Annotated in this window: 24 protein-coding genes and 3 tRNA genes; 15 read left to right on the forward strand and 12 right to left on the reverse strand. The window is 57.4% G+C overall.

Translation table 11 applies throughout. From position 1 onward, the window contains the following. Positions 1 to 181 precede the first annotated feature (181 nt). The 7 genes from ilvD (at position 182) to ACRRQW_RS13615 (ending at position 9,492) form a co-directional block, all read left to right on the forward strand. Entirely contained in the window at positions 182 to 1,852 is a 1,671-nt protein-coding gene (ilvD, locus tag ACRRQW_RS13585) for a dihydroxy-acid dehydratase (protein ID WP_438482034.1), read from the forward strand. 35 nt (positions 1,853 to 1,887) lie between these two features. Next, positions 1,888 to 3,825 carry a biosynthetic-type acetolactate synthase large subunit gene (ilvB, locus tag ACRRQW_RS13590; protein ID WP_438482035.1) on the forward strand — a complete coding sequence of 646 codons (1,938 nt, stop codon included), beginning with the start codon at positions 1,888 to 1,890 and terminating at the stop codon, positions 3,823 to 3,825. A 12-nt stretch (positions 3,826 to 3,837) separates the two neighbouring features. Beyond that, complete coding sequence (ilvN, locus tag ACRRQW_RS13595; protein ID WP_438482036.1) at positions 3,838 to 4,407, forward strand: acetolactate synthase small subunit; 570 nt, start codon at positions 3,838 to 3,840, stop codon at positions 4,405 to 4,407. A 50-nt stretch (positions 4,408 to 4,457) separates the two neighbouring features. Further along, complete coding sequence (gene ilvC / locus ACRRQW_RS13600) at positions 4,458 to 5,468, forward strand: ketol-acid reductoisomerase (RefSeq protein ID WP_438482037.1); 1,011 nt, start codon at positions 4,458 to 4,460, stop codon at positions 5,466 to 5,468. Positions 5,469 to 5,567: 99 nt separating this feature from the next. After that, entirely contained in the window at positions 5,568 to 7,169 is a 1,602-nt protein-coding gene (gene cimA / locus ACRRQW_RS13605) for a citramalate synthase (RefSeq protein WP_438482038.1), read from the forward strand. Between the two features lie 7 nt (positions 7,170 to 7,176). Then, positions 7,177 to 8,241, forward strand: a complete 1,065-nt coding sequence (leuB, locus tag ACRRQW_RS13610; protein ID WP_438482039.1) for a 3-isopropylmalate dehydrogenase — start codon at positions 7,177 to 7,179, stop codon at positions 8,239 to 8,241. Between the two features lie 48 nt (positions 8,242 to 8,289). After that, positions 8,290 to 9,492 (forward strand): pyridoxal phosphate-dependent aminotransferase, encoded by a 1,203-nt coding sequence (locus ACRRQW_RS13615; protein ID WP_438482040.1) that lies wholly within the window; start codon positions 8,290 to 8,292, stop codon positions 9,490 to 9,492. Positions 9,493 to 9,585: 93 nt separating this feature from the next. On the opposite strand, the gene ACRRQW_RS13620 is transcribed toward ACRRQW_RS13615, so the two are convergent. The 11 genes from ACRRQW_RS13620 to ACRRQW_RS13670 all read right to left on the reverse strand — a co-directional run bounded on the left by ACRRQW_RS13620 (position 9,586) and on the right by ACRRQW_RS13670 (position 15,992). After that, entirely contained in the window at positions 9,586 to 10,278 is a 693-nt protein-coding gene (locus ACRRQW_RS13620; protein WP_438482041.1) for a TorF family putative porin, read from the reverse strand. Between the two features lie 301 nt (positions 10,279 to 10,579). Then, complete coding sequence (locus tag ACRRQW_RS13625; protein WP_438482042.1) at positions 10,580 to 11,113, reverse strand: hypothetical protein; 534 nt, start codon at positions 11,111 to 11,113, stop codon at positions 10,580 to 10,582. A 21-nt stretch (positions 11,114 to 11,134) separates the two neighbouring features. Next, complete coding sequence (locus ACRRQW_RS13630; RefSeq protein ID WP_438482043.1) at positions 11,135 to 11,674, reverse strand: hypothetical protein; 540 nt, start codon at positions 11,672 to 11,674, stop codon at positions 11,135 to 11,137. A 30-nt stretch (positions 11,675 to 11,704) separates the two neighbouring features. Next, on the reverse strand, positions 11,705 to 13,045 hold the full coding sequence (locus ACRRQW_RS13635) for a tetratricopeptide repeat protein (RefSeq protein WP_438482045.1): 1,341 nt from the start codon (positions 13,043 to 13,045) through the stop codon (positions 11,705 to 11,707). Positions 13,046 to 13,058: 13 nt separating this feature from the next. Then, a complete protein-coding gene (locus tag ACRRQW_RS13640) occupies positions 13,059 to 13,715 on the reverse strand; it encodes an energy transducer TonB (RefSeq protein ID WP_438482047.1) in 657 nt (218 codons plus the stop codon). Positions 13,716 to 13,727: 12 nt separating this feature from the next. Then, positions 13,728 to 14,153: an ExbD/TolR family protein gene (locus tag ACRRQW_RS13645; protein ID WP_438482048.1), complete on the reverse strand. Its 426-nt coding sequence runs from the start codon at positions 14,151 to 14,153 to the stop codon at positions 13,728 to 13,730. 68 nt (positions 14,154 to 14,221) lie between these two features. Continuing rightward, complete coding sequence (locus ACRRQW_RS13650) at positions 14,222 to 14,641, reverse strand: ExbD/TolR family protein (RefSeq protein ID WP_438482049.1); 420 nt, start codon at positions 14,639 to 14,641, stop codon at positions 14,222 to 14,224. A 40-nt stretch (positions 14,642 to 14,681) separates the two neighbouring features. Continuing rightward, positions 14,682 to 15,362: a MotA/TolQ/ExbB proton channel family protein gene (locus ACRRQW_RS13655; protein ID WP_438482050.1), complete on the reverse strand. Its 681-nt coding sequence runs from the start codon at positions 15,360 to 15,362 to the stop codon at positions 14,682 to 14,684. Between the two features lie 261 nt (positions 15,363 to 15,623). Then, positions 15,624 to 15,697: transfer RNA gene (locus ACRRQW_RS13660), tRNA-Gln, on the reverse strand. 95 nt (positions 15,698 to 15,792) lie between these two features. Next, a tRNA-Thr gene (locus ACRRQW_RS13665) sits at positions 15,793 to 15,867 on the reverse strand. 50 nt (positions 15,868 to 15,917) lie between these two features. Continuing rightward, a tRNA-Lys gene (locus ACRRQW_RS13670) sits at positions 15,918 to 15,992 on the reverse strand. A gap of 252 nt (positions 15,993 to 16,244) precedes the next feature. Between ACRRQW_RS13670 and rpmI the strand changes: the two genes are divergently transcribed. The 4 genes from rpmI to pheT all read left to right on the forward strand — a co-directional run bounded on the left by rpmI (position 16,245) and on the right by pheT (position 20,574). Then, positions 16,245 to 16,442, forward strand: a complete 198-nt coding sequence (gene rpmI / locus ACRRQW_RS13675) for a 50S ribosomal protein L35 (protein WP_438482052.1) — start codon at positions 16,245 to 16,247, stop codon at positions 16,440 to 16,442. Between the two features lie 74 nt (positions 16,443 to 16,516). Continuing rightward, the gene (gene rplT, locus ACRRQW_RS13680; protein WP_438482053.1) at positions 16,517 to 16,900 is read left to right on the forward strand and encodes a 50S ribosomal protein L20; all 384 of its coding nucleotides are present in this window, start codon (positions 16,517 to 16,519) and stop codon (positions 16,898 to 16,900) included. 145 nt (positions 16,901 to 17,045) lie between these two features. Then, positions 17,046 to 18,089: a phenylalanine--tRNA ligase subunit alpha gene (gene pheS, locus ACRRQW_RS13685; RefSeq protein ID WP_438482054.1), complete on the forward strand. Its 1,044-nt coding sequence runs from the start codon at positions 17,046 to 17,048 to the stop codon at positions 18,087 to 18,089. 10 nt (positions 18,090 to 18,099) lie between these two features. After that, positions 18,100 to 20,574, forward strand: a complete 2,475-nt coding sequence (gene pheT / locus ACRRQW_RS13690; RefSeq protein WP_438482055.1) for a phenylalanine--tRNA ligase subunit beta — start codon at positions 18,100 to 18,102, stop codon at positions 20,572 to 20,574. 76 nt (positions 20,575 to 20,650) lie between these two features. Here pheT and ACRRQW_RS13695 read toward each other — a convergent pair whose 3' ends face one another. Continuing rightward, on the reverse strand, positions 20,651 to 21,424 hold the full coding sequence (locus tag ACRRQW_RS13695) for a hypothetical protein (RefSeq protein ID WP_438482056.1): 774 nt from the start codon (positions 21,422 to 21,424) through the stop codon (positions 20,651 to 20,653). 136 nt (positions 21,425 to 21,560) lie between these two features. Here ACRRQW_RS13695 and gatC point away from each other — a divergent pair, with 136 nt between their 5' ends. The 4 genes from gatC to gatB are packed head-to-tail and all read left to right on the forward strand — an operon-like array spanning position 21,561 to position 25,228. Beyond that, a complete protein-coding gene (gene gatC / locus ACRRQW_RS13700) occupies positions 21,561 to 21,851 on the forward strand; it encodes an Asp-tRNA(Asn)/Glu-tRNA(Gln) amidotransferase subunit GatC (RefSeq protein ID WP_438482057.1) in 291 nt (96 codons plus the stop codon). A 3-nt stretch (positions 21,852 to 21,854) separates the two neighbouring features. Beyond that, positions 21,855 to 23,321 (forward strand): Asp-tRNA(Asn)/Glu-tRNA(Gln) amidotransferase subunit GatA, encoded by a 1,467-nt coding sequence (gene gatA, locus ACRRQW_RS13705; RefSeq protein ID WP_438482058.1) that lies wholly within the window; start codon positions 21,855 to 21,857, stop codon positions 23,319 to 23,321. A gap of 39 nt (positions 23,322 to 23,360) precedes the next feature. Next, positions 23,361 to 23,738 (forward strand): GxxExxY protein, encoded by a 378-nt coding sequence (locus ACRRQW_RS13710; RefSeq protein ID WP_438482059.1) that lies wholly within the window; start codon positions 23,361 to 23,363, stop codon positions 23,736 to 23,738. A 26-nt stretch (positions 23,739 to 23,764) separates the two neighbouring features. Continuing rightward, positions 23,765 to 25,228, forward strand: a complete 1,464-nt coding sequence (gene gatB, locus ACRRQW_RS13715; RefSeq protein WP_438482060.1) for an Asp-tRNA(Asn)/Glu-tRNA(Gln) amidotransferase subunit GatB — start codon at positions 23,765 to 23,767, stop codon at positions 25,226 to 25,228. Positions 25,229 to 25,395: the final 167 nt, after the last annotated feature.

Genomic DNA, 25,395 nt, shown 5'->3' on the forward strand with positions numbered 1-25,395 from the left:
AACTGGGCGGCTCGTTAAAGCCAAACGCTCCTAAGAGAAATCAAAAACTCAAAGAGGAAGCCGCCCACCGAAAAGGGGCGGTTTTTTTATTTTTAGCGTATGACGCAAACCTCCAAAAAAACTTTTAACCATGTCTCGCCGCGCTCCGAATATTTCGGTAGCGTCGCCTGAACTATCCCCTATGGAAACTGGCAAACGTTACAGCCAAGTGGTCACTGATGGTGTGAGTCGCGCGCCGGCTCGCGCCATGATGAAAGCCGTCGGGTTTACCGACGAAGATTTGAGCAAGCCGTTGATCGGCGTGGCGAACACGTGGACGGAAATCGGGCCGTGCAATTTCCACCTGCGCGCGCTCGCTGAACACGTCAAGGCCGGCATCCGCGCGGCGGGTGGCACGCCGCTCGAATTCAACACGGTTTCGATCTCCGATGGCATCACGATGGGCACGGAAGGCATGAAGACATCGCTCATCAGCCGCGAAGTCATCGCCGACTCCATCGAACTCGTCGCGCGCGGCAACAGCCTCGACGGCCTGGTCTGTCTTTCGGCCTGCGACAAAACCAATCCCGGCGTGATGATGGCGCTCGCGCGCATGGACATCCCCGGCCTCGCGCTTTACGGCGGCTCGATCGATCACGGTCTGCACAACGGCAAGGCGCTGACGTTGCAGGATGTGTTCGAAGCAGTCGGCGCATTCACCGCCGGCAAAATCGACGCGAAGGAATTTAACTGCGTTGAAAACAAAGCGTGTCCGACGGCCGGCGCGTGCGGCGGTCAATTCACTGCGAACACGATGGCGACCATCATGGAAGCCATCGGCATCTCGCCGGTTGGGCTCAACGGTGTCCCGGCCGCTTCCGAAGAGAAAAACAAAGCGGCGTTCCGTTGCGGCGAAATCGTGATGGACCTCGTGCGCAAAAATGTGCGCCCGTCGCAGATCATGACGCGCAAGGCGTTCGAAAACGCGATCGCGTCGGTCGCCGCTTCCGGCGGCTCGACGAACGCCGTGCTGCACTTGCTCGCGCTCGCGAAGGAAGTGAACATTTCTTTGAAGATCGATGAGTTCGATGTGATCAGCGCGAAGACGCCGACCATCGCCACGCTCAAGCCGGGTGGTCTTTATACTGCGGTCGAGATGCAGAAAGCCGGCGGCATCTCGTTGCTGCTGCGTCGTCTGCTTGAGGGCGGTTTCCTTCATAAAGAATGTCTCACGGTCACCGGCCAGACGATTGGCGACGCCGTGAAAGACGCGCCTGAAGCTGCGGGCCAGCAAGTCATCCGTCCGACCGACAAGCCTTTCAAGACCACGGGTGGTCTCGTGATTCTCCGCGGCAATCTCGCGCAAGATGGCGCGGTGCTCAAAGTCGCGGGCAGCAATCGCGAAAAAATCACCGGTCCGGCGCGCGTCTTCGAAAACGAAGAATCCGCGATGGCCGCCGCGAATGCGCAACAGATCAAAGCGGGCGACGTCGTCGTTATCCGCTACGAAGGGCCGAAAGGTGGTCCGGGGATGCGCGAGATGCTCGGCGTGACCGGCGCGTTGGCCGGGCAGGGGCTCGCCGATTCCGTGGCGTTGCTCACGGATGGTCGTTTCTCTGGTGCGACGCGTGGTTTCTCGATTGGTCACGTGGCGCCTGAGGCGTTCGTGGGCGGTCTGATCGCGTTCGTCAACGAAGGCGACACGATCGAAATCGACGTGCCGGCGCGCAAGTTGCAGGTGCTCGTTTCCGACGAGGAATTCGCCAAGCGCCGCCAGGGCTGGAAGGCCCCCGAGCCGCGTTACAAGCGCGGCGTCATGGCGAAATACGCCAACACTGTTTCCACGGCCTCGGAAGGCGCCGTCACTTCTTAATTTTTTAATTACTCACTCATAACTCCAGGGACATCATGAAACTCACCGGCGCAGAAATCATTTGGGAATGCTTACAAAAGGAAGGCGTTGACGTCGTGTTCGGTTATCCGGGCGGCGCTATTCTGCCGACTTACGACGCGATGACCAAGTATCCGAAGATCCACCATGTGCTCGTCCGCCACGAACAGGGCGCGACGCACATGGCCGACGGTTATGCCCGCGCAAGCGGCAAGGTCGGTGTCGCGATCGCGACGTCCGGTCCCGGTGCGACCAACATGGTCACCGGCATCGCCACCGCGATGATGGACTCGTCTCCGATCGTATGTATCACGGGCCAGGTCGGCTCGAAGGCGATCGGCACCGACGCGTTTCAAGAGACCGATGTCACCGGCGTCACATTGCCGGTCACCAAACACAATTATCTCGTCACGCGCGCCGATGACATCGCCCGCGCGATCCGCGAAGCGTTCTACATCGCGAAGAGCGGCCGTCCGGGCCCGGTGTTGGTTGACATCACCAAGGACGCGCAGCAGCTCACCGCTGAATTCGATTGGGAAGCCGCCGCGCCGAAACTGCCGGGCTATCGTCCCGACCTCCGCGCGCTTCCGAGCGAATACGCGAAGGCGCTCGAACTCATCAATTCCGCGAAACGTCCGATCATCTTCGCGGGTCAAGGTGTGTTGAAGGCCGGCGCCACCGCGCAAGTCCTCGAACTCGCCGACACCACGCGCACGCCGATCGCGGTCACGTTGCTCGGCATCGGTGCGATTCCAGCCTCGAGCCCGTTGAATCTCGGCATGATGGGCATGCACGGTGAGTCGTGGGTGAACGAAGCCATTCAACAGGCCGACTTGATCATCGCGCTCGGTATGCGCTTCGACGATCGCGTCACCGGCAATCTCAAGACCTACGCGCCACACGCGAAGAAGATTCACGTCGAAATCGATCCGTCCGAAGTGAACAAAAACGTCCAGGTGGACGTCGCGCTCATCGGCGATTTGAGCGAAGTGCTCGAGCAATTGCTCCCGGGCGTCCGCACCGCCGATCGTGGCGAGTGGTGGGCGACCATCGCGGCCGCGAAGGGCGATTCCGCAGTGCGCGACATCAAAAATCTCCCTGACAACGGCCACCTTTACGCCGCGCATGTCATCAACGACATCTGGCGCCTCACGCAAAAGCGCGACACGATCGTCGTCACCGACGTCGGTCAGCACCAGATGTGGGAAGCGCAGTATTTCCATCACGAGAAACCGCGTTCGCTCATCACGTCCGGCGGTCTCGGCACCATGGGTTTCGCGCTCCCCGCGGCCATCGGCGCAAAGTTTGCCTGTCCCGAGAAGGACGTGTGGGTCGTCGTGGGCGACGGCGGTTTCCAAATGACTTCGTGCGAACTGGCCACGGCCGAGCAGGAAGGCATCAAGGTCAACGTCGCGATCATCAACAACGCGTTCCTCGGCATGGTGCGCCAATGGCAGGAATTTTTCTACGACAAGCGCTACGCCGCCACGCCGATGACGGGTCCGAATTTCGTCAAACTTGCCGAAGCGTATCGTCTCACCGGTCTGTTGTGCGACAAGCGCAGCGACGTGAAGTCGACCGTCGAGAAAACACTTTCGACGAAGGGCACGGTCGTCATTGATTTCGTCGTCGAGAAGGAAGACACGGTATTCCCGATGGTCCCCGCCGGCGCCGCGCTCGACAAGATGATCCGCCGTCCGAAGCAGGACGTGATGCTGGAATCCGGCTCCGACAAAGATTGGGAGATGCCGTCGTCCGGTCTTCCGAACGTGTTTGCCGAAAAAGCCGCGGAAGAGGTGATCAACGGAAAACTCCAAGCTGCGTCCGCTCCGGCGGCCAAGGCGGCGAAGAAATCCGCTCCCGCTAAATCTGCCAAGGCGGCCAAAGCCGCCAAGCCCGCCGCGAAATCCGCGCGCGTCGCTCCCGCCAAGAAAAAATCAACCGCCCGCCGCTAATCAATTCCCGCCATGGCCAAACATACGCTCATTGCCTACGTCGAGGACGTGCCCGGTGTCTTGAACCGCATCGCGTCGCTGTTCCGTCGCCGTAACTTCAATATCGATTCGCTCACCGTCGGCCGCACCGAACAAGTCGGCGTTTCCCGACTCACGGTCGTCGTCGACGCCACCGAAGCCGGTGCGCGCCTCGTCGAGGCCAACCTCTACAAACTGGTCAACGTGCTCCGCGTCGACGACCTCACGCACAAAGCTGCGCTCGTGCGCGAACTCGGTCTCGTGAAGGTTTCCGTGTCGCCGCAGACGCGTTCGCAAGTGCTTCAACTTGTCGAAGTCTTCCGCGCTCGCGTGGTTGATGTCGACGAAGAGAGCCTGACGATCGAAGTCACCGGCACGCCGGAAAAAATCGGCAAATTCGAGATGGTGCTCCGCCCTTACGGCCTCGTCGAAATGGTGCGCACCGGTTCCGTCGCGATGGCGCGCGGTCACGAAAAACTCTCGGCCAACCCGCCGCTCGTGCGCGCGGTTGTCGCCAAGAAATCCGATCACGCCGACGACTCCGGCCTCTCGATGTCCGTTTAATTTCGAAAACCAAAAACCCAGACCCTCAATCCCAAACCCAATTTATTCCCATGGCTAAAATCTACTACGACAAAGACGCGAATCTCTCGCTCATCCGCAGCAAGAACGTCGCAATCATCGGCTACGGCTCCCAAGGCCACGCACACGCGCTCAACTTGAAAGAGAGCGGCGTCAAAGTTCGCGTCGGCCTGGCAAAGACCAGCAAGTCCGTCGCGAAGGCGAAGAAGGCCGGCCTCACGGTCGGTGAAGTTGCCGACGTGTCGAAGTGGGCCGACGTGATCATGATCCTCGTGCCGGATCATGTGCAGGCTCGTCTTTATAAAGCGGAAATCGCTCCGCACCTCACCGCCGGCAAGATGCTGATGTTCGCCCACGGCTTTAACATCCGTTTCGGTGGCATCGTTCCGCCGAAGGATGTCGACGTTTCCATGATCGCGCCGAAGTCGCCCGGTCACCGTGTGCGCGAAGTGTTCCAGGAAGGTGGCGGCGTCCCCGGCCTCATCGCAGTTCAACAAAATGCGACCGGCAACGCCAAGAAGCTCGCGCTTTCCTACGGTCGCGCGATCGGTTGCACGCGTGCAGGCGTCCTCGAGACGACCTTCAGCGAAGAAACCGAGACGGATTTGTTCGGCGAACAAGCCGTGTTGTGCGGTGGTGCGGCGGAGCTGGTCAAAGCCGGTTTCAAGACGCTCGTCGACGCCGGTTACCAGCCTGAGATCGCCTACTTTGAGTGTATGCATGAGCTGAAGCTCATCGTCGACTTGATGTATCGCGGCGGCCTCAACTACATGCGCTACTCGGTTTCCGACACGGCGGAGTGGGGCGATTACGTTTCCGGCCCGCGCGTCGTCACAAAGAAGACGCAAGCCGAGATGAAACGCATCTTGAAGGACATCCAGACGGGCAAATTCGCCAAGCGCTTCATCGACGAGAACAACAAGTATGGTCGCAAGACCATGACGAAGTTCCGCAACACGGAGCGCGGCCAGAAGATCGAAGTCGTCGGCGCCAAACTGCGCGCGATGATGCCGTTCCTGAATCCGGTCACGATCTCCAAGTAAGGTTTCGCGAGCACGGGCGGTTTCGTTTCAGAAGCCGCCCGTCGCCCGCTGTTTTTTCTGAGGCAGGGTTAGTTTTTAGAATTTTTCGGAAAACTTTTCATGACGACAGCCGACAACCGCCAATACATCGAGGTGTTCGACACGACGCTGCGCGACGGTGCGCAGACGGAGGGCATTTCGTATTCCGCTGACGACAAGCTGCGCATTGCGCGCAAGCTCGACGAACTCGGCGTGGCGTTTATTGAAGGCGGCTGGCCGGGCTCAAACCCAAAAGACGTGTCGTTTTTCGACCTCGCGCGGAAAGAAACGTGGAAAACCGCGAAGATTGTGGCGTTTGGCGCGACGCGCCGCGCGAAGCTGAAGCCCGAGGAAGATCCGAGCGTGCAAGCGCTGGTCGCCGCCGGCACGGATGTTTGCTGCATTGTCGGCAAGTCCTCGCTTTTTCAAGTGTTGGAAATCCTGCGCACAACCGCGGAAGAAAATCTCCGGATGATCGAAGAAACCACCGCTTATCTGCGCTCGCAGGGAAAACGCGTGATTTTCGACGCGGAGCATTTCTTCGACGGCTTCGACAAAACGCCTGACTATTCACTGCTCGCGCTCGGTGCGGCGGCAAAAGGCGGTGCGGAAACCGTCGTGTTGTGCGACACCAACGGCGGCCATCTTCCCTGGGAAGTCGCGGCAATCGTGAAGAAAGTGCGCGATCATTTCGGCGACAGTGTGAAGGTCGGTATTCACACGCACGACGATACGGGTTGCGCAGTTGCAAACACTATCGCGGCGGTCACCGCGGGCGCGACGCACGTGCAAGGCACGATCAACGGTTACGGCGAGCGTTGTGGTAACGCGAATCTCTGCGTCGTGGTGCCGAACATTCAATTGAAGTTAAAGATGCGTGCGTTGCCGGAAGGCCGTCTCGCGCGTCTTCACGAAGTTGCTCATTTCGTCGCCGAGGTCGCAAACTTCGCGCCGAACGAGCAGATGGCTTACGTGGGCAACAGCGCGTTCGCGCACAAAGCCGGCATTCACGTTTCCGCGATGCAGCGTCACCCTGATGCGTATCAACACATCGCGCCTGAATTGGTCGGCAATCAGATGCGTGTCGTGGTCAGCGAACAATCCGGTCGCGCGAATCTCGTTTCGAAAGCGAGCGAGCTTGGGCTGCAGAACGTCGATGCCGAGCTCGGTGCGAAGGTGCTCGAACTCATCAAAGAGAAAGAGAACCAAGGTTATTCCTTTGAAGCCGCCGAAGCGAGCATCGCGCTCCTCATCAAGCGCGCTTCGCCGAATTACAAGCCGCTGTTCACCTTGCTCGATTATCGCGGCATGGTGACGCGCCACGGCGAACGCCAGGTCGCCGACGCGACGATTAAACTCGATATCGACGGCCACGAAGTGCACACCGCCGCCGAAGGTAATGGTCCGGTCAATGCGTTCGACAAAGCGCTCCGCAAGGCATTGCAGCCGCTTTTCCCGCAGGTCGCGGCGATCCAACTCGCCGACTACAAAGTGCGTATTTTGAACTCCAACACCGGCACGGGCGCGATCACGCGCGTGTTGATCGACTGGCACGACGGCGAACGCCGTTGGAGCACGGTCGGCGCCGGCACGAACATCCTCGACGCGACCTGGCTCGCGCTCGCGGACGGTTACGAGTTCGCCTTCGCCGCGCGCACTGAACCTGCGCTGGCCAAATCCTGATTTTAGCATGAAAGCAAATATCGTCCTGTTGCCCGGTGACGGCATCGGCCCTGAAGTGGTCAACGAAGCGCGCCTCGTCCTCGACGCGGTCGCGGCAAAGTTCGGCCACGAATTCCAGTATTCGACACACCTGCTCGGCGGGTGCGCGATCGACGCCACAGGCACTGCGATGCCGGAAGCGACGCTGGCTGCATGCAAAGCTGCCGCCGCCGTGTTGCTCGGTGCCGTGGGTGGCCCGAAGTGGGACGATCCGCAATCGCCGGTGCGCCCCGAACAGGGTTTGCTCGCGATCCGCAAAGGCCTCGGTCTCTACGCGAATCTGCGTCCGGTGAAGGCGATTCCTTCGCTGGCGAAATTGTCTCCGCTCAAACCGGAACGCGTCGCGGGCGTGGATTTTGTCGTTATTCGCGAACTCACGGGCGGACTTTATTTTGGTCAGCCGAAAGGTCGCACGCAGACGCCAGAAGGCGAACGCGCCGTCGACACGCTCATTTATACGGAGCACGAAATTCGTCGCATTGTGCGTCTTGGTTTCGAGCTCGCGCGCAAGCGTCGCAAATTTCTCACGTCGATTGATAAGGCCAACGTCCTCGAGTCTTCCCGCCTCTGGCGCAAGATCGCGATCGAGATTGGTAAGGAATATCCTGACGTGAAACTCGAGCATCAACTCGTGGATTCGGCCGCGATGCGCCTCATCACGCACGCTGCGCAATTCGACGTCATCGTGACCGAAAACATGTTTGGTGACATCCTCACCGACGAAGCGGCCGTGTTAGCCGGCTCGCTCGGGCTGTTGCCCAGCGCATCGTTGGGCGAGGGCACGTTGGGACTTTACGAACCGATTCACGGTTCGGCTCCGGACATCGCGGGCAAGGGCATCGCGAATCCAACCGGCACCATTCTTTCCGCGGCCATGTTGCTGCGGCATTCACTCGGACTGGAGAAAGAAGCAGCGGCCGTCGAAGCCGCGGTCGCGGCAACCATTGATGCCGGCAAATTGACCGCGGATCTCGGCACCGCGACACCCTTGAACACGACTCAGATGGGTGCGGCGATTCGCGAACGGCTCTAAGGGTCCGGGCGCGACGCACCTCAGTTAACTTCTTTTTCTTTTTCTTAAATGAACACCATTTCCAAACCGCCACTCGATACGGCGCGCTTCGTTGCGCGTCACGTGGCGGGCCTGCGCCGCTCCGGCATTCGCGACTTCTTTGAACTCGTGGCGAAGACCGACGGCGTTATCTCGCTCGGCATCGGCGAACCCGATTTCGACACGCCGGAACCAATTCGCAACGCCGTCAAAACGGCGATCGATACGGGCAAAACGCATTACACGTCCAATCTCGGCCAGCCGGATCTCCGCAAGGAAATCAGCCGCTACGTCGAAGGCTATTTCAAAGCCGCTTACAGCTGGGAAGACGAAATCCTTGTTACCGTCGGTGTCTCCGAAGCGCTCGATCTCGCGATGCGCGCGTTGCTCAATCCGGGTGACAAAGTGCTGTATCATCAGCCGTGTTATGTTTCTTACGCGCCGACGGTGGAGTTGGTTCACGGCGTGGGCGTGCCGGTTGCGACCAGCGCGGCCGAACATTTCTCGCTCGACGAGCCGGCGCTGCGCGCGTCGTGGCAACCCGGCTGCAAGCTGTTGCTCCTGAATTTGCCGTGTAATCCGACCGGCGGCGTGTGCTCGCGTGAGCAGTTGGAGCGCATCGCGAAATTCGCGATTGAAAAGGACCTGATCGTCATCAGCGACGAAATCTACTCCGAGCTGATTTTCGAAGGCGTGCATACGAGCATCGCGAGCCTGCCCGGCATGCGTGAACGCACGCTGTTGCTGCACGGTTTCTCAAAGGCATTTGCGATGACGGGCTTCCGTCTTGGCTACGCGTGCGGCCCGGCGCCGTTGATCGAGGCGATGATGAAGGTGCATCAATACTCGATGTTGTGCGCCCCGAGCATCAGCCAGGAAGGCGCGCTCGCCGCGCTGCGCTTGGGCGACGATGCCACGAAGTTCATGCGCGATCGCTACCGCGAACGTCGTGACTTGATCGTCGGCCGCATCAATGCGGCGGGTTTGAAGTGCCATGCGCCGAGCGGGTCGTTCTACGCATTTCCGTCGGTGGCCTCTACGGGGCTTTCTGAGACCGATTTCGCGAAGCGCCTGCTGCTTGAGCAGAAGGTGGCCGTCGTGCCGGGAACGGCCTTTGGCGAGGCCGGAAAGGGCCACGTGCGGGCTTGTTTCACGGCTAACGAGCAAAAGCTCGCGCTGGCCTGCGATAAGATCGAGCGATTCGTGGAAAGTTTGGCGACAACAGCGCGTTGATCCGCTGATCATCTTAAAAACAAAACCCGCCCCGGCACGAAGCCGGAGCGGGTTTTTTATTAAATCGGATCGGATCCGAGGACTGGCGTTACCTTAGAAGGTGACGGTCAGGCCAACGGTGAACCAGAGGTGGCCATCTTCGAGGCCATCGATGTCATGGGTGGCATATTGCACGCCGCCCGTAAGCGTGGCGCTGTCGGTCAGCTTGTAAGGAACCGTGGCGCCGACCCCGTAGTAGGTGTAGTCGTCACCGGAATCCGGATAGACCTTACCGATGGTGCCGAGCAAGTTGAACGACGCTTTGTCGCTCAGAGCCACACTGTAGCCGACGGTGCCTTGAACCGTGAACGACTCCAACGTGAAGTCATTGTAGGCATAAAGACCGGTGGTGAACGCGCCGAATGTGCCGTTCAAGCCGACGTAGCCTTCGTAGGTGGCGTTATCGAGGCCGGTGCTGTCATCGAGCTCCGGGTAATAATAAGCGGTCGCACCCACATCCAAGCTGAACGTGTCGCTCAACTTGAAGCCGTAACCGGCAAAGAAATCGACTTCGTTGTCGATGTTGCTGGTGATGGGCTGGTTCGTCCAGACGCCGGCATAGAAGCTGCCCGTGGTCAATTTGACCGAAGGCTGAATGGAACCTTCAGCGTATTGAACGCCGCGGAACACATACTTGCTGGCATATGGGAAGTCCACCGTGACGGAGTAGGAGGGAGCTGCCGCGTCTTGAGCGGACAAGGAAGCGCCCGCAACGAGCGCCGCGAGGATTAGAGCAGTTTTCTTCATTGGTGTAGTATTTGGTAGTAGGTTGCTTGCCGGTCGCCCGACGTCGGCTCAAGTTAACAGGTTGGAATTTGATAAATCCATTTCCTGTCTCTTGTGACTACGTCGGTAAACCGGTATCACGCGAGCTAGTCAGCACATGGCAGGCCAACGTTCCCACCGAACAGAAAGTTATTTTGATATGACACGTGTTCGGGCATTTACGCATAAAAACCTGCAGTGTTTCGGCCGTGCGCGGTCAGATCGTGGCAATAAAAAAGCCGCACGGTTGGTGCGGCTTTGAGAAGATCCGGAAGCGGACTGCTTACTTCGTAGCAGGAACCGGCAGCGGCGGCGGATTGGCCACGGAACTCGTGCCAACTTTCTTCGCGACCATGTCGATCATGCGCTGGATTTCGAGTTCAGCGTTGCGGCGATTGATCTTCGCGAGCTCGACTTGCTTGGCGATTTCGAGGGCTTCGCGGTTGAGTTTCTCACGATCGGTGCGGCTTTGGGAAATTTGATTTTCCAAGTCAGCAGCTTCTTTGGCGAGTTTATCGGCCTCGGAGTTGAGCTTAGCGGTGTCGCCTTGAAGCTGGTTCATGGCGGCTTTGTAGTCGTCTTCACGCTTCTTGAGCTTGGCCGCTTCTTCGGCGTCGCGCTTTTCCTGGCGATCTTTGGCTTCGGCGGAGGCTCTCGCTTCAATCTCTTTCTTGCGATCAGCTTCAACTTTTTGCGCTTTCTCAGCTTCGACTTTCTTAGCTGCTTCCTTGGTGTGAATTTCTTTCACGGCACCGGAGTAGAGGAAGCCAAAGCCGGCCATCAGGATGACTGGGACGATGATATAAAACTTGTTCATGTGAGTCGAAAGTGGGGCGGTTTAGCTTTTCTTGGCGGCAGCGGCGGCAGCGGCGTCGGCAGCGACTTTAGCAGCTTCGGCGGCGGTGATTTTATCGAGAAGATCGTAGTAGTATTTAACGTTGGCTTCAGCCTGTTTGACGTAGTCTTTCAAGAAGGCCTGCTCTTCGAGGTTCTTTTTCTTTTCGTCGGAAACCTTCTTGGTGGCTTCCTTCACTTCCTCGAGATCCTTCTTCAGGCGGGAGACTTGGTCGCTGAACTTCTTTTTGTCTTCGTTGGCGCGGATGCGAGTGTCTTCAGCATCTTGGCGATCGGTTTTCTTTTTCTCGTCGATCGCTTCCTTTTCTTCGCGCTCTTTCTTGCGCTTAGCTTGGGTTTCAAGCGCGGATTTCATGGCTTGATCGCGATTGGCGATATCCTTTGCCGCCTTGGCTTCGCGCTTAGCAATGACGGCCTTCTTGATATTGTCCTCTTTGACGTGCATTTCTTTGATAGCGCCGCTATAGAAGAAAAAGAAGATACCTAGAAGAACTACGGGGACGATAATGTAGACTTTATTCATGGTCGGTGTGTCGTGCGTTAAAGGGAGAGATTACATTTTGCTCTTACGAGCTTCGCGGTCTTTGAGGGTTTCCTCGATGGCTTTGATCATGTTTTGGCCATCTTTTGCGCCTTCCGGAATGGCGGCGGCTTTCTTGGCGGCATCCATTGCGATATCGAATTTTTTAAGTTCGAAGGCGATGTAGGCGAGATAGAGGTAAACGCGGTGGGGTTGGGTCAGATTGCCTTTGCTCGCTGCGTTTTGCAGGTGAAGCAAGGTCTCTTCCGACTTGTCCAGCGATTGGTAAGCTTGGGCGATGAGGAATTCGATTTGGCCAGACTTCGGGAACGCTTTCGCAGCTTCCTTCAGGCTTTCGATGCTCTTGAAGGGGCGATCCATCTGCTGGTAGCAGAGGGCGAGCAGTTCCCAATTCTTGATGTCAGGCTCGATGCTGCCGTTTTTGAGGCCAGCCGTGAGGAGTTCGGCCGCTTTCTCGAATTGCCCAATGTTGAAGTAGATACCAACCAAGTTGTAATGATCCTTGGGGGTGCTCATGTGCCCATGGGATTGGGCGCGTTCGATGCTGAGAGCGGCGCGGATGGGCTTATCAGCGCCGAGATAGATGGCGGCGAGTTGCTGCCAATACGTGCCAGAATCTGGCTTTTGCTTTACGAGAAGCTCAAGAACTTCAACGGCCTCAGCGTTCCGATCAAGTTGCTGCAAGCTGACCAGTTTCAGGACGTAGAAGGTATCCTTCGGGCGGGTGCTCAGGCGAAGACCGATTTCAACCTGTTCAAGGGCACGTTTTAGAATGGCCAAGTCAGGTTTCTCAGGGTTTTGGACTGCACGGCTGTAAAGCAGCTGCGAATAGAGCAATTGGGCGTCAGACGTGGTTGCGGGTGTGAGTTTCAACCAACGAGCCATGGTGTTGTCGGATTTCTCGTAAAGAGAAGCGATGACTTTGGGATCTTTGGATTGAACCGCTTCCTGCAAATAAAGCTGAGCTTGGAAATAGACCAAATCACGGGTCAGCTTTTCTTCGTAATAAGAAGGGGTCTTCGTATCCGAAAGCTGCAGGCCTTTCTCGAGAGGCTCGATAGCTTTGGCGAAGTCGCCCTTCTGAAGGAAGGTCTGCGTCTTGATTTGGTAAAGCAACGCTGCGTCGTAACTGTCGGCAGCAACTTTAGCCAACTGAGCGTCCAAGATAGCTAACGCGGAGTCGTAGTTTTTGGCGTCGACGGCGGTCTTGTATTTGGTGATCGCTTCGCCGGTGGTCTCGCTGGGCGAGTAATCACGGGCTTTGGCTTGGGCCGAGGCTGATGCGGTGAACACCAAGCTGGCGCCAACCAGTAGAAGCGTGGAGAAGAGACGTTTAGAGGGAGAGATTAACATGGCTGGGGCGATGTTACTTGCTGTCGTCGAGATTGAACTCGAGCAGCTGGGAAGCCTTGACGTTCACCGGACGACCGCCCTTGCGGCCTGGCTTGAACTTCCATTTGGAAACGGCTTGGAGCGCGTTGGCTTCAAATTCGCGATGGGAAGAACGAACCACTTGGGTCTGAATGACGTCGCCGTTGGCGTTGATGATGAATTCTACGAGCACTTCGCCATTAATGCCGGCGCGGCTCATTTCGTAAGGATATTGCGGTGAGTTCTGAACACGAGCCGCAGGCTTTTGATCGAGATTGTTAATGTCGAACAGGTCGCCGATGCCCTTGCCGAACGTCGTGCCCGGCTTGATAACCGGAATGCTGATCGCGCCGCTGGTGGCAGTCATGCCAGGAGGCGGGGGCGGGGTGAGCGGTTGCGTGAAAGCGTCGACGGGGACGACGGTGAGGGTGTCCGTTAAGCTGGGCGGAGCGAGCTGGTTGGCCGGGGCTTCTTCAAGCTCCACGACTTCTTCAACTTTTTCTTCCTCGATGGGAGGCATCTCAAATTGCACGACCGCTTCTTTTTTAACGATTTCGCGCTTTGGTGGTGGCTGCTTGCCAGAGAAGGGATTGATGACCGCGAGATGGATGCCAATCGAAGCCACAACGCCGATGATGATGTCTTTGTTCATGGGTGGTGGAGGTTATTTGCCGGTCGGACGAGTGCGGGTTTCGACCGAGAATTTGAGGATGCCAGCTTTGCGAACTTCATCCAGCACATCGATCGTCGCACCGAAGCGGGCTTTTTCGTCGCCGGTAAGTAGGACGCGGGGATCCGCATTTTGGCTACGATAGTAGGAGAGACGTGAGGGCAATTCGCTGGGATCGATCAATTCGCGATTCCAATAGATTGAGCCGGCATCGGAGACTTGAATCGTCAACGGTTCCTCCGGTTTTACCGTAGTGGGTGGGGCAGGAACAGGCAGATCGATCGGAACCGACTTGATGCTATTCAGCGAGAGGGTGAAGAGGACGAAGGTCGCGAGCAAAAAGAAGATAACGTCGATCAGCGGGATGATCTCGATACGTGCCTTCTTTAGCGGACGAACTTTGATTTTATTGCCTTCCATAGGATGTGGGCGTCTGGAGAATTAGTTAAACGCGCCCGGAGGAGATTTATTAGATCGAATCCGAGAGCTCAGCGAACGAGGGTTTCAATAAAGATTTTATTGAAACCAGCGATACGAGCCTGATCGAAAACGTAAACAGCTTGGGCAAAGAATGCTTGATGATCGCCGTTGATCAGGATGCGACCCTCGGGTTCATCGCGTTTGTAGGCCTGAAGGCGCGCGAGAAACTCGTCGAGAGTGACCAAGTCTTTATTCCAAGCGATCGCGCCTTCGTCGGTAACCGTGATGGTGACCGTGCCATTGGGATCGCGAGCTTCGCCGGTTTCGGCAGAAGGCAACGCGACCTTGAGGCCGTTCGACTTGTTGAGGGAGATTGTGAAGAGGACGAAGGTGGCGAGCAGGAAGAAAATAACGTCAATGAGAGGGATGATCTCAATACGTGCTTTCTTCGTGCCACCTGGGCCTTGTCCGCCGCCGCCGCCGTGCATGACAGTAAGGAGGGATTAAAGTTACAGCGAGGTGAGCCGATTAACGGCTGACCGGCTGCGACTTGTTGATGATGATCTCGAGAGAGTTCGAAGCGTCTTCGATTTCGTGACGCACTTGTTCGAGACGAGCATTCAAATAGTTGTAGGGGAGGAGACCCGTGATGGCGATGAAGAGACCGGCCATCGTGGCGATAAGCGCTTCAGCAACACCACCCGTGATAGCGCCGGTGGAAGCACCGATATCGCCTGAGCCGGAGTTAAGAGCAGCAAACGTGCCCATCATGCCGGTAACCGTGCCGAGAAGACCGAGGAGAGGAGCCGCCGTGATGCAGGTATCAAGCGTCGGGAGACCTTGGCTGAAACGTTGCAGCTCTTGGTTAGAAGCGCGGGTGAAAGCGTTGCCGAGCGAGTGTTCTTTATGGGTAAGGGCGTAAACAAGAATGCGAGCGAGGTAGTCGCTGCTTTTCTTGCCGAGTTCGAGCGCGCCTTCAGCGTCGCCGGCTTCGACCTTCTCAAGCATCTTGTCGACGACTTCAGGCTCGCGACGGGAGTTCTCGCGGAAAATGAAGATGATGCGCTCGATGGCGACCGTGAAGAGGAGGAAGGACACTACCAGAATCGGCCACATGATCCACTTACCGTGAATGAAGAGCTCCATGGCAGTCATCGGGCTGCCGTCGGTGTTCGTGAGCAGGAGTGCGAGCGGGAGTTGAGTAATCATAGTGCGTGAATTATAATTATTGGGTTAATCGTGTGGTGAATGTTTCTGTTGTGAGAAAATAATAAAAATCCTTGAGCAGGCAGCGGGCCACAGGACCGCTTAAAGTAAAGACGCGCTTTTATCGGGGGGTAGCGCAGAAAGGAGTGAGTTGTCGGAAAGCAAAGGACCAAAAAATTCCAAGATGGGTCATGCTGTTTGTAATCAAATTAGACTGTCAACGCGCTTTATTGTGTCCGCAAATTTTTTCTTTAACATTTGAACTGGCTGCCCGACTAGGACTCGAACCTAGACAGAACGAGTCAGAGTCGTTCGTGCTACCATTACACCATCGGGCAGTGGAAATTTTTTGCGGCGAATTTTTATGCGAGCGGAGTGAATGAATGCGCGCCATAAGCTGGAGTAATTAGTAATATGGCGCCTAAATTCGAACTGGAGCCGGCGATGGGATTCGAACCCGCAACCGCCTGTTTACAAAACAGGTGCTCTACCATTGAGCTACACCGGCGTGGCGCGCTGCGCGCTAAAACAGGCAAGGGTTGATGCAAACAACGAAATTGGTGGCTCCCCCGGGACTCGAACCCGGAACCAATTGATTAAGAGTCAACTGCTCTACCATTGAGCTAGGAAGCCGTCAAAGTGAGGGGCTGAAAGTTGAGAACGCTGTAGCCATGTCAAATCCTTTTCGGAAAATTGCCGTGAGCGTGCGTTTGCGTGATCGTTTCGCGAATTGTTCGAATGAATTTACCTCACAAAATGGCTTTTCGATAATCGCTAAACCCGTTTGGCGAAACCGGCCCGAGTCCGATTTTTGAGATTTGTAACTTTCCCGGACAAAACTCTTGCCAAGCCACCAGGCGTTCTCTGTTTTCTTCCGCTCTATCCATGCAAAAGACCAAAAAGTCCGTTGCCAAGCGCTTCAAGATATCCGCCACGGGTAAGCTGATCCGCCGCACGCCTGGTTTTCGCCACCTGCTGGCCGCGAAGAGCACGAAGTCCAAACGACGTGCCTCCCGCGACAAGCTCGTAGCTGAAGGCCATGCCAAGCCGCTGCTCCGCTGTCTCCCCACCGGTCTCCGCTAAAGCGCGAAACTAAAATCAGTCAGGCGGGTGAATCTTAACGAGACGACCCGCCGGCTCCAAACCTACTACATAACATGCCTCGTGTCACAAACTCCCCGGCGTCGCGCAAGCGCCGCAAGAAAGTCCTGAAATACGCCAAGGGCTATTTCGGCAATAAATCCAAGCTTTACCGCTACGCTAAAGAAGCGGTTCAGCATGCCTGGCAATACGCCTACATTGATCGCAAGAAGAAGAAGGCCAACATGCGTGGCCTCTGGATCGTGCGCCTCAATGCGGCTTGCCGCGAAGCTGGCATCACCTACAGCCGTTTCATCGAAGGTCTCAAAGCCGCCGATATCCAGCTGGACCGTCGCCAACTCTCCGAGATCGCGATCGCTGACTCCGTTGCGTTTAATGGCTTGGTGAAAACCGCCCAAGATTCGCTGAAGTCCAAGGCTTCCAAAGCCGCGAAAGCCTAAACGAAATCGCGCGTCCGCTCGAGGCTCGCTTTCCAGTTTCAGACCATTTCTCTCAGGACGGACTCTTCGCTGAGTCCGTCCTTTTTATTTTCACTCATCGTCTCCGTTTAACCCGCGGAACGAACGAATTTTCGCCTCTCCTTCGATGCAAGACTCCCTTAATGCCATCCTCGCCAAAGCGTCGGCGGAACTCGTCACGCTGCACACACGCGCCGATTTCGAAGCCGCCAAAGCCCGCTACGTCGGCCCTAACGGTGAATTCACCGCGCTCATGAAGCAAATGGGCACCGTGCCCAAAGAGCAGCGCCCCGCGATGGGCAAACTCATCAACGAGGCCAAGGGCCAACTCCAAGCGCAACTCGACGTCTCGTTGCAACGCATCGCCGACGCCGAAATCACCGCGCAACTCGGTTCGGCGATCGATACGTCGCTGCCGTCGCCCGACGCCGGCCCGGGCACGACGCATCCGCTCACGCTCGTGCGCGAAGAAATGTGCCGCATCTTGCGCAAAGCGGGCTTCGCCGTCGCCGACGGCCCGGAGGTGGAAACCGAATATTACTGCTTCGACGCCCTCGCCACGCCGTCCGATCACCCGGCGCGCGATGCGCAGGACACGTTTTATTTCCCCGAAGCCGCACGCTTCGGCAACGTCTCCAAAAAAGTCGAAGGCGAGAAATACCTTCTCCGCACGCACACCTCGTCCGTGCAAATCCGCACGATGCTCAAAGGCCAGCCGCCGATTCGCATCGTGTCGCCGGGCCGCGTGTATCGCCGCGATACGACCGACGCCACGCACAGCGCGAATTTCCATCAGCTCGAATGCCTTTACGTCGATAAAAACGTCACGGTGCGCGACCTGAAGGCGCTGCTCGATTATATCTTCGCGTCGCTGCTCGGCAAAGACACCAAGACGCGTTTCCGCCCGCACTATTTCGGTTACACGGAGCCATCCTTCGAAGTCGATTTGTCGGCGAAACACCTCCCGAAAGTGAAGAAGGAGTGGATCGAAATCGGCGGCTGCGGCATGGTCGATCCAGCCGTGTTCGAAGGCGTCGGTTACGATCCGGAAGTGTGGTCGGGCTATGCGTTTGGCATGGGCCTCGAACGCCTCGCGATGCTCGTCTACGGCATCGATGATATCCGCTACTTCTACCAAAACGACGTTCGTTTCCTGAAACAGTTCGCCTGAGCGCAGACCGATGAAAATTTCCCTTAATTGGATCAACCAATACGTGAACCTCGACGGCGTGTCCGTCGACGAGATCAAACGCGCCGTCACTTTTCTCGGCTTTGAAGTCGAAGGCGTCATCACGACCGGCTTGGCGCCGTTGAAACTCGTCGTCGTGGGCGAAATCCTCACGCGTGAAAAAATTCCGAACCTCAAAAAAGAGATTTCACTCTGCACCGTGAATGTCGGCGAAGCTAACGGCGGCATTCGCTCCATCGTGTGCGGCGCGCCGAATTGCGACGCGGGCAAACGCGTGCCGGTCGCCCTTCCGGGCGCGATTTTACCGAGCGGTTTCCAAATCGCCCAACGCAAAACCTACGGTCACGAGTCGCAGGGCATGATGTGCGCCGCCGACGAACTCGGCCTCGGGAGCGATCACGCGGGCTTGCTCATTCTCGACGCGGCCACACCGATCGGTCTCCCGATCAACGACGCAATTCCTGGCGGTGACACGGTGCTCGACATCGAAATCACTCCGAATCGTCCCGACGCGCTCAGTCACATCGGCATCGCGCGCGAACTCGCAGCGTGGTTTCGCAAAGAGCTCAAATTTCCCGCGATCAAGTTCGATGGCAAAACCCACGGCGCGCGTCCGGATATTCTCTCCGGCATCCGCGTGGAGTCTCCGGAAGATTGTCCGCTTTACGTGGGCATCAGCATCGCTGGCGTGAAAGTCGGCCCGAGCCCGCAGTGGATGCAGGATCGACTCAAAGCCATTGGCATTCGTCCGATCAGCAATCTCGTCGATGTCGGCAACTACGTGATGCTCGAACTCGGCCAACCGCTGCACGTGTTCGACGCCAAAAAAATCGGCGGAAACCAGATCGTGGTGCGGCGCGCGACCGATGGCGAAAAACTTACCACGCTCGATAACAAAGAACGCGCGTTGAACAGCCGCATGCTCGTGATTGCCGGCGAATCGAAACCGCTTGTCGTCGCGGGCATCATGGGTGGCGCGAATGCCGAAGTGGACGCTTCCACGACCGACATCGTGCTCGAAGCCGCGTATTTCCGTCCGCAATCCGTGCGCTGGACCGGCAAACGTCTCGGCCTTGCATCGGATTCGTCGTATCGTTTCGAGCGCGGCGTCGATTCGCACAGCACGCTCGAAGCGGCGTATCGCGCGGTCGATCTGTTGCTCGAAACTGCGGGCGGCACCGTGGTCGGTCCGTCGTTCAAAGTCGGCGGCGATGTGCCGTGGGAACGCGAGATCGTCGTCACACCGGCCTACATCAACGAAAAGCTCGGCTTTGAAATTCCCGCCGACGAACAACGTGCGGCGCTCGAAGCGCTCGATCTCGTGATTCGTCACGAAGAACCGACCGAAAAACGCGGCCCGGCGTGGACCGTCACGATTCCGAGCTGGCGCGGCGACCTTGATCGCCCGATCGATCTCGTCGAGGAAGTGCTCCGCATTTACGGCACCGAAAAAGTTCCGCCGGCTCCGGCCGTCGGCCCGGCGCTCGTCGACAGCGAAGACGCTCCGACGGTCGTGTTTAATCGCAAGGTCACCGACTACCTCGTCGGCCAGCATTTCCACGAGTGCGTCAATTATACGCTGCGTGCGGGCAAGGAACTCAAGACGTGGGTCTCCGACACCGCCGCGCAGGAACTCGCGCTCGCGAATCCTTTTGTCGACGATCAATCGCACCTGCGGCCGACCCTGCTGCTGGGCTTGGTTGAAACGTTGAAACTCAACCAATCGCGTGGCAACCGCGTGGCGCGTTTCTGCGAGACTGGCCGCGTGTTTTTGGAAGTGAACGGCTCGATCAGCGAATTCGTGGGCGTGGGTTTCATCATTGCGCACAACGAAAAAGATCGTGCGTGGCTCGGCCGCTCGGCGCCCGATTTCTACGAGGTGAAACGCCACATGGAAATCCTCGCGCAAGCGGCGGGCATCGATCTGGCGAAACAAGCACTCGCGCCTGTGACTGGCGCGTTCTGGGGCTGGCAGGACGGACATTCTGCGTCGGCCGGCGATGTCGCGTCAGGTTGGACCGCGCGTTTCGGTCTGCTTAATCTCGCGATGGCGCGCGAAACCGGCGTCGAAGGCAAAGTCTGGGGCGGTATGTTTGCCATCTCGCCTGAAAAACTCGCTTCGCTCTCGGGCTCGGTGCGCAGCCGTTACAAAGATTTCAGCCTCTATCCGGCCGCGCTGCGCGATCTCGCGCTTGTCGTCGACGGCGCGCGTCACGCGGAAGAAGTGCGCGCGCACTTGCTCAACGTTGCCCGCGCATCCGCGCAAGGCACGGCGTTTGTCGTGGAGGGCGTCGAGGTGTTCGACGTTTACCAAGGCAAGGGTCTGCCGGAAGGGAAGAAGAGCCTGGCTTTCTCGCTCACGTTTCGCTCCGCCGAGCGCACGCTTACGGACGAAGAAGTGAACGTTGCCTTTGCGAAAATTCAAAAAGACATCGTCCTCGATGGCTCGATGAGTGTCCGCGGATAATTCTCGCGAGACATCTCCTCATTAAAAAGCCGCCGGCTTAAACCGGCGGCTTTTATTTTGAAAGGATTGCGATGACTTAGGCGACCAACTGGTCGAGAAACTCGCGCACATCGGCCGGCACCGATTTCGGCAGGTTCGGCACTGCGAGGCAGAACAGCCAGCTGACTTCGTCGTGCTGGGCCTTGGTGAGGCCGTTCTTGCGGCTCGCGGTGGCGCGCTCGTTGATCGAATACGTTTCCAACTCCGTCAGGCCCGCGGTCCAGCGCACGCCGTAGTCGCTCATGCGGAACTCGAAACTGTGAATGGAACGGTCGATGTCCTTGCGCCAGATCGTCAGCTGCGACTCGCCTTTGCCTTTGTAAACTTCCTTCAACAAACCCGCGGCGTCCTGCTTCACCTCTTTTGCCTTCACGGCTTCAAGTGACGCGCCCAAGGCGACGGCCTCGAGGATTTGCATGTAGGCTTTCTGGGTTTCGAAATAATCGAACCCATACGAAAAGCCGCACACGGTGTGATGCGGATAAGTGCGGAAATAGGCGACCGTGCCGGGAATCTCCAAAACGTAATCGTCGAGGCTCAGCTTCAAGCAGCACGCCTGGCCGCGGCTGGCGATCGCCGCGGAATGCAGTTGGATGCTCGCACCCGTAGCGGAGATATTGTTGAGCGTGCCGACCCAATCCTGTCCGATGTCATCATTGGGCACGGCCACCCCGAATTCGTCGTGACGGATCAGAGAAACGGTGGCTTTAAACGGAAACTTTTCACCCACGTTGTAGCGCTCGGCGTTGCGCTTGTTGCTGGCCGACACGCTGTTTTGGGTGAAATTGAGGATACGTTTGAAGAGCAGCATCGCGGATTGGGTTAAAGGAAACCCTAGCCAATTCAAGCCCGCACACAAATTTCCTCTTCCGTTGCGCGGCAGGGGAGTTTTGCCGATTGCCAATGGTTGCGGCGACCGCCTCTTTTGACGGCGCATCTGCACTTTCATGAACTCGGCTTCCGACCTCAACATCGACTACGTGGCGAACCTCGCGCGCATCGCGCTCACTGACGCCGAGAAACAAAAATTCTCCGCTCAACTTGGTAATGTTCTCCATTACATTGAAAAACTGAAAGAAGTGGACGTGACCGGCGTCGAGCCGATGGCGCACGCCTCGCCGGTCTTTAACGTCTGGCAAGCCGACGTCGCTAAAGCGGGCCTGACGGTCGAAGCCGCGTTGCAAAACGCACCCGCGCAGCGCGAAAACATGATTGCGGTGCCCAAAGTAGTGGAGTGACCCATGGCTGACGAAATCGTTTTCAAATCCGTGGCCGAACTGTCGGCCAAACTTGCGGCGAAAGAAATTTCATCGAGCGAACTCATGCAGACGTTCATCGCGCGCACCAAGTCGCTGGATGGCCGCGTGAAGTCGTTTAATTCGTTCGACGAACCCGGCGCGCTCGCCGCGGCGAAAGCGGCCGACGAACGTCGCGCTGCCGGGCAGGCGAAAGGCGCGTTAGACGGTATTCCCGTGAGCTTGAAAGACGTGATCGCGGTCGAAGGCCAGCCGCTGACGTGCTCGAGCAAGATGCTCGCAAATTTCGTTTCACCTTACGACGCCACCGTCACGACCAAGTTGAAATCAGCCGGCGCGATCCCGTGGGGACGTCTCAACATGGACGAATTCGCGATGGGTTCATCGACGGAAAACTCGGCGTTCGGTCCGACCGCAAATCCGTGGGATCTCACGCGCGTGCCAGGCGGAAGCTCCGGTGGCAGCGCGGCCGCTGTTGCAGCGGGGTTTGCGCCTTGGGCGCTCGGTTCGGATACGGGCGGCTCGATCCGTCAACCGGCCGCATTGTGCGGCATCGTGGGATTGAAACCGACTTACGGCCTGGTTTCACGCTTCGGTCTGGCGGCTTATGCGTCGTCGCTGGATCAGATCGGCACGTTCGCGCATTCAGTAGAAGATGCGGCGACTTTACTCGGCGTAATAGCGGGACATGACGAACGCGACTCGACCTCGTATCGCGCGGAGGTGCCGGATTACGCGGCGGCGTTAAAGCAAAAGAAAGGCCCGTGGCGCTTGGGTGTGCCCAAGGAATTTTTTGGTGAAGGCTTGGATCCCGAAGTCAGCGCGGCAGTGAAAAAAGCCATCGAGTTCTACAAAAACGCGGGCTGCGAAATCAAAGAAGTCTCGCTGCCGCTCGCGTCGGAATACGCGATCGCGGCGTATTACATCATCGCGACCGCGGAAGCGTCGTCAAATCTCGCGCGCTACGACGGCGTGCGTTACGGCCACCGCTCCAAGAGTGCCAAGAATGTGGTGGATCTCTATTTTCAGTCGCGCGCTGAAGGTTTCGGTGAAGAAGTGAAACGCCGCATCATCCTCGGCACCTACGTGCTCAGCAGCGGCTACTACGACGCGTATTACCTGCGCGCGCAAAAAGTCCGCACGCTGATTCGCCAGGAATATCAACGCGTCTTCACCGAGTGCGACGCGTTGCTCTCGCCGACGTCGCCGGTGCCGGCCTTCAAGATCGGCGAAGTCGGCGATCCGCTCGCGATGTATTTGTTGGATATCTACACCATCGGCGTGAATCTCGCCGGCTTGCCGGGCATTTCGGTGCCGTGCGGTTTTACGGCGTCAAAGTTGCCGATCGGTCTGCAAATCATCGGCCAACCGTTTGCCGAGGCCGACTTGCTGGCCATCGCGCAGACCTACGAACGCGCGCATGACTGGAAATCCCAGCATCCTGAACTTTGATTCACAGAGTCAGAGGAGAAACACAAAGGACACGGAGCCATGGACAGTGACATCAATCAGTTAACCGAGCGAATCATCGGCGCAGCGATTGAAGTTCACCGTGAGCTTGGGCCAGGCCTGTTGGAATCGGCCTATCAACGTGCGTTGGCTCACGAATTTAATCTGCGTGAAATGGAATACGAAGCGCAAAAACCATGCGCAGTGAAATACAAAGAACTGTTAGTTGATGATGCTTACCGACTGGATTTTTTGGTGAGTAACACTGTCGTGGTTGAATTGAAGGCAGTCGATGCGCTCCTTGAGGTGCATGACGCCCAAGTGCTCACTTACTTGAAATTTACCGGCTGCAAAATTGGCCTCCTCCTTAATTTCCGATCCATAACTTTGATTAAAGGTCTTCGTCGCCTCGCTCTGTGATCTCTGTGCCAACTCCTCTTCACTCTGTGTCTCAAACCTCAGCAACTCCCCTTTACGAAGCTGTCATCGGACTCGAAGTCCACGTGCAGATTAAGACCGCGTCGAAGATGTTCACGCGCGTGCCGGCCGGTTTCGGTCACGCCGAGAACACGCTCACGGATCCCGTGGTGCTCGCGTTACCCGGGGCATTGCCGGTGCTGAACAAGCAGGCGCTCGATAAAATCATCCAAGCCGGCCTGCTGCTCGGGTGCAAAATCGCGCCGGTGTGCAAATGGGATCGCAAAAACTATTTTTATCCCGACTCGCCGAAGAACTACCAGATTTCTCAATTCGACCAACCGATCTGCATCGGCGGCAAAGTTGAAATCGAATTACCCGGCGCGTCGCGCAACGTGATGGGCGAGCATACGCACATCGAACTTACGCGCATTCACCTCGAGGAAGACGTGGGCAAATTGAACCACGGTTCGGTCGATTCGCTCGTCGATTACAACCGCGCCGGCACGCCGTTGATGGAAATCGTCACCGAACCGGTGTTGAAGAGTGCGGACGAAGCCTTCGCGTTTCTCACGGTGCTGCGCACGATCATGGTGCAGGGTGGCATTTCCGACTGCGATATGGAGAAAGGCCAGATGCGCTGCGACGCCAACATCTCGATTCGTCCGATTGGCGAAACCAAACTCGGCACCAAAGTTGAACTTAAAAATCTCAACTCGATTTCCTTCGTGCGCGACGGCATCGCCCACGAAATTCGCCGCCAGATCGCGGTGAAAACCAGCGGTGGCACAATCGTGCAAGAGACGCGGGACTACGATGGCCAGACCGGCGCGTCGCAATCGCTCCGCTCGAAAGAAATGGCGCATGATTATCGTTATTTCCCAGACCCGGATTTGATGCCCGTGAAAGTGGATGAAGATTGGAAAACGCACTTACGGGCGGCTTTGCCCGAGCTGCCGTTTGACCGTCAGCGGCGGTATTTCGAACAATACCAACTGCCATACACGCTCACCGCGGTGCTGATTTCCGATGCTGAGTTGGCTGCGTATTTTGAGGAAGCCGCCAAGTTGAGCGGCAAACCCCAAGCTGCGGCCAACTGGATCGCCAATGATTTGTTGCGCGAGGTTTCTGCGGCGAACACGACGGTTGCGGAGAGCAAAATTCGTCCGGCGCACGTGGCTGAGCTCGTGAAACTCGTCGATGACGGCGTGATTTCGAGCAGCATCGCAAAAGAAGTTTTTGTGGAGATGGCGACATCGGGCGAAACACCCGGCGCAATCGTCGAGCGCAAAGGCCTGAAACAGTCCACTGACACCGGCGAACTCGAAGGTTGGGTGCGCGACGCGATCGCGGCAAATCCTGCCGCGGCGGCCGGTTTCAAAAACGGTAACGAGAAAGCGCTCAACGCGATCAAGGGTTCCGTGATGAAAGCGTCGAAAGGCAAAGCGAATCCCAAGCTCGTCGACGAGATCGTGCGTAAGCAGTTGGCGTAGTGTAGAGTTTTCTGTGGGCGGCGCGCTCGCGCCGTGTTGTCCGCAAGCGGACAACCTACAGGTAAGAGGTAGCGTCCTCGTTCCATGACAAACGCCTGACAATTTCCTTACGTGCCGGTGACAAACGGCGGCGGGTTTTGTGGTTAACTCAGGACGTAATCGTAACA

This window comes from Oleiharenicola lentus, from assembly GCF_051660365.1.
Lineage (GTDB): Bacteria > Verrucomicrobiota > Verrucomicrobiia > Opitutales > Opitutaceae > Lacunisphaera > Lacunisphaera lenta_A.

Excerpts from the sequence above, each read along its gene's own strand:
- ACRRQW_RS13640 (WP_438482047.1), bottom strand. The coding sequence starts at position 13,715 with ATGAACAAAGACATCATCATCGGCGTTGTGGCTTCGATTGGCATCCAT.
- gatA (WP_438482058.1), top strand. The coding sequence starts at position 21,855 with ATGGCTGACGAAATCGTTTTCAAATCCGTGGCCGAACTGTCGGCCAAA.
- ilvC (WP_438482037.1), top strand. The coding sequence starts at position 4,458 with ATGGCTAAAATCTACTACGACAAAGACGCGAATCTCTCGCTCATCCGC.
- ACRRQW_RS13635 (WP_438482045.1), bottom strand. The coding sequence starts at position 13,045 with ATGTTAATCTCTCCCTCTAAACGTCTCTTCTCCACGCTTCTACTGGTT.
- rplT (WP_438482053.1), top strand. The coding sequence starts at position 16,517 with ATGCCTCGTGTCACAAACTCCCCGGCGTCGCGCAAGCGCCGCAAGAAA.
- ACRRQW_RS13710 (WP_438482059.1), top strand. The coding sequence starts at position 23,361 with ATGGACAGTGACATCAATCAGTTAACCGAGCGAATCATCGGCGCAGCG.
- ACRRQW_RS13630 (WP_438482043.1), bottom strand. The coding sequence starts at position 11,674 with ATGAATAAAGTCTACATTATCGTCCCCGTAGTTCTTCTAGGTATCTTC.
- rpmI (WP_438482052.1), top strand. The coding sequence starts at position 16,245 with ATGCAAAAGACCAAAAAGTCCGTTGCCAAGCGCTTCAAGATATCCGCC.
- ilvN (WP_438482036.1), top strand. The coding sequence starts at position 3,838 with ATGGCCAAACATACGCTCATTGCCTACGTCGAGGACGTGCCCGGTGTC.
- ACRRQW_RS13695 (WP_438482056.1), bottom strand. The coding sequence starts at position 21,424 with ATGCTGCTCTTCAAACGTATCCTCAATTTCACCCAAAACAGCGTGTCG.
- ACRRQW_RS13645 (WP_438482048.1), bottom strand. The coding sequence starts at position 14,153 with ATGGAAGGCAATAAAATCAAAGTTCGTCCGCTAAAGAAGGCACGTATC.
- ilvB (WP_438482035.1), top strand. The coding sequence starts at position 1,888 with ATGAAACTCACCGGCGCAGAAATCATTTGGGAATGCTTACAAAAGGAA.
- ACRRQW_RS13620 (WP_438482041.1), bottom strand. The coding sequence starts at position 10,278 with ATGAAGAAAACTGCTCTAATCCTCGCGGCGCTCGTTGCGGGCGCTTCC.
- gatC (WP_438482057.1), top strand. The coding sequence starts at position 21,561 with ATGAACTCGGCTTCCGACCTCAACATCGACTACGTGGCGAACCTCGCG.
- cimA (WP_438482038.1), top strand. The coding sequence starts at position 5,568 with ATGACGACAGCCGACAACCGCCAATACATCGAGGTGTTCGACACGACG.
- ACRRQW_RS13615 (WP_438482040.1), top strand. The coding sequence starts at position 8,290 with ATGAACACCATTTCCAAACCGCCACTCGATACGGCGCGCTTCGTTGCG.
- ilvD (WP_438482034.1), top strand. The coding sequence starts at position 182 with ATGGAAACTGGCAAACGTTACAGCCAAGTGGTCACTGATGGTGTGAGT.
- leuB (WP_438482039.1), top strand. The coding sequence starts at position 7,177 with ATGAAAGCAAATATCGTCCTGTTGCCCGGTGACGGCATCGGCCCTGAA.
- ACRRQW_RS13625 (WP_438482042.1), bottom strand. The coding sequence starts at position 11,113 with ATGAACAAGTTTTATATCATCGTCCCAGTCATCCTGATGGCCGGCTTT.
- ACRRQW_RS13650 (WP_438482049.1), bottom strand. The coding sequence starts at position 14,641 with ATGCACGGCGGCGGCGGCGGACAAGGCCCAGGTGGCACGAAGAAAGCA.
- ACRRQW_RS13655 (WP_438482050.1), bottom strand. The coding sequence starts at position 15,362 with ATGATTACTCAACTCCCGCTCGCACTCCTGCTCACGAACACCGACGGC.
- pheT (WP_438482055.1), top strand. The coding sequence starts at position 18,100 with ATGAAAATTTCCCTTAATTGGATCAACCAATACGTGAACCTCGACGGC.
- pheS (WP_438482054.1), top strand. The coding sequence starts at position 17,046 with ATGCAAGACTCCCTTAATGCCATCCTCGCCAAAGCGTCGGCGGAACTC.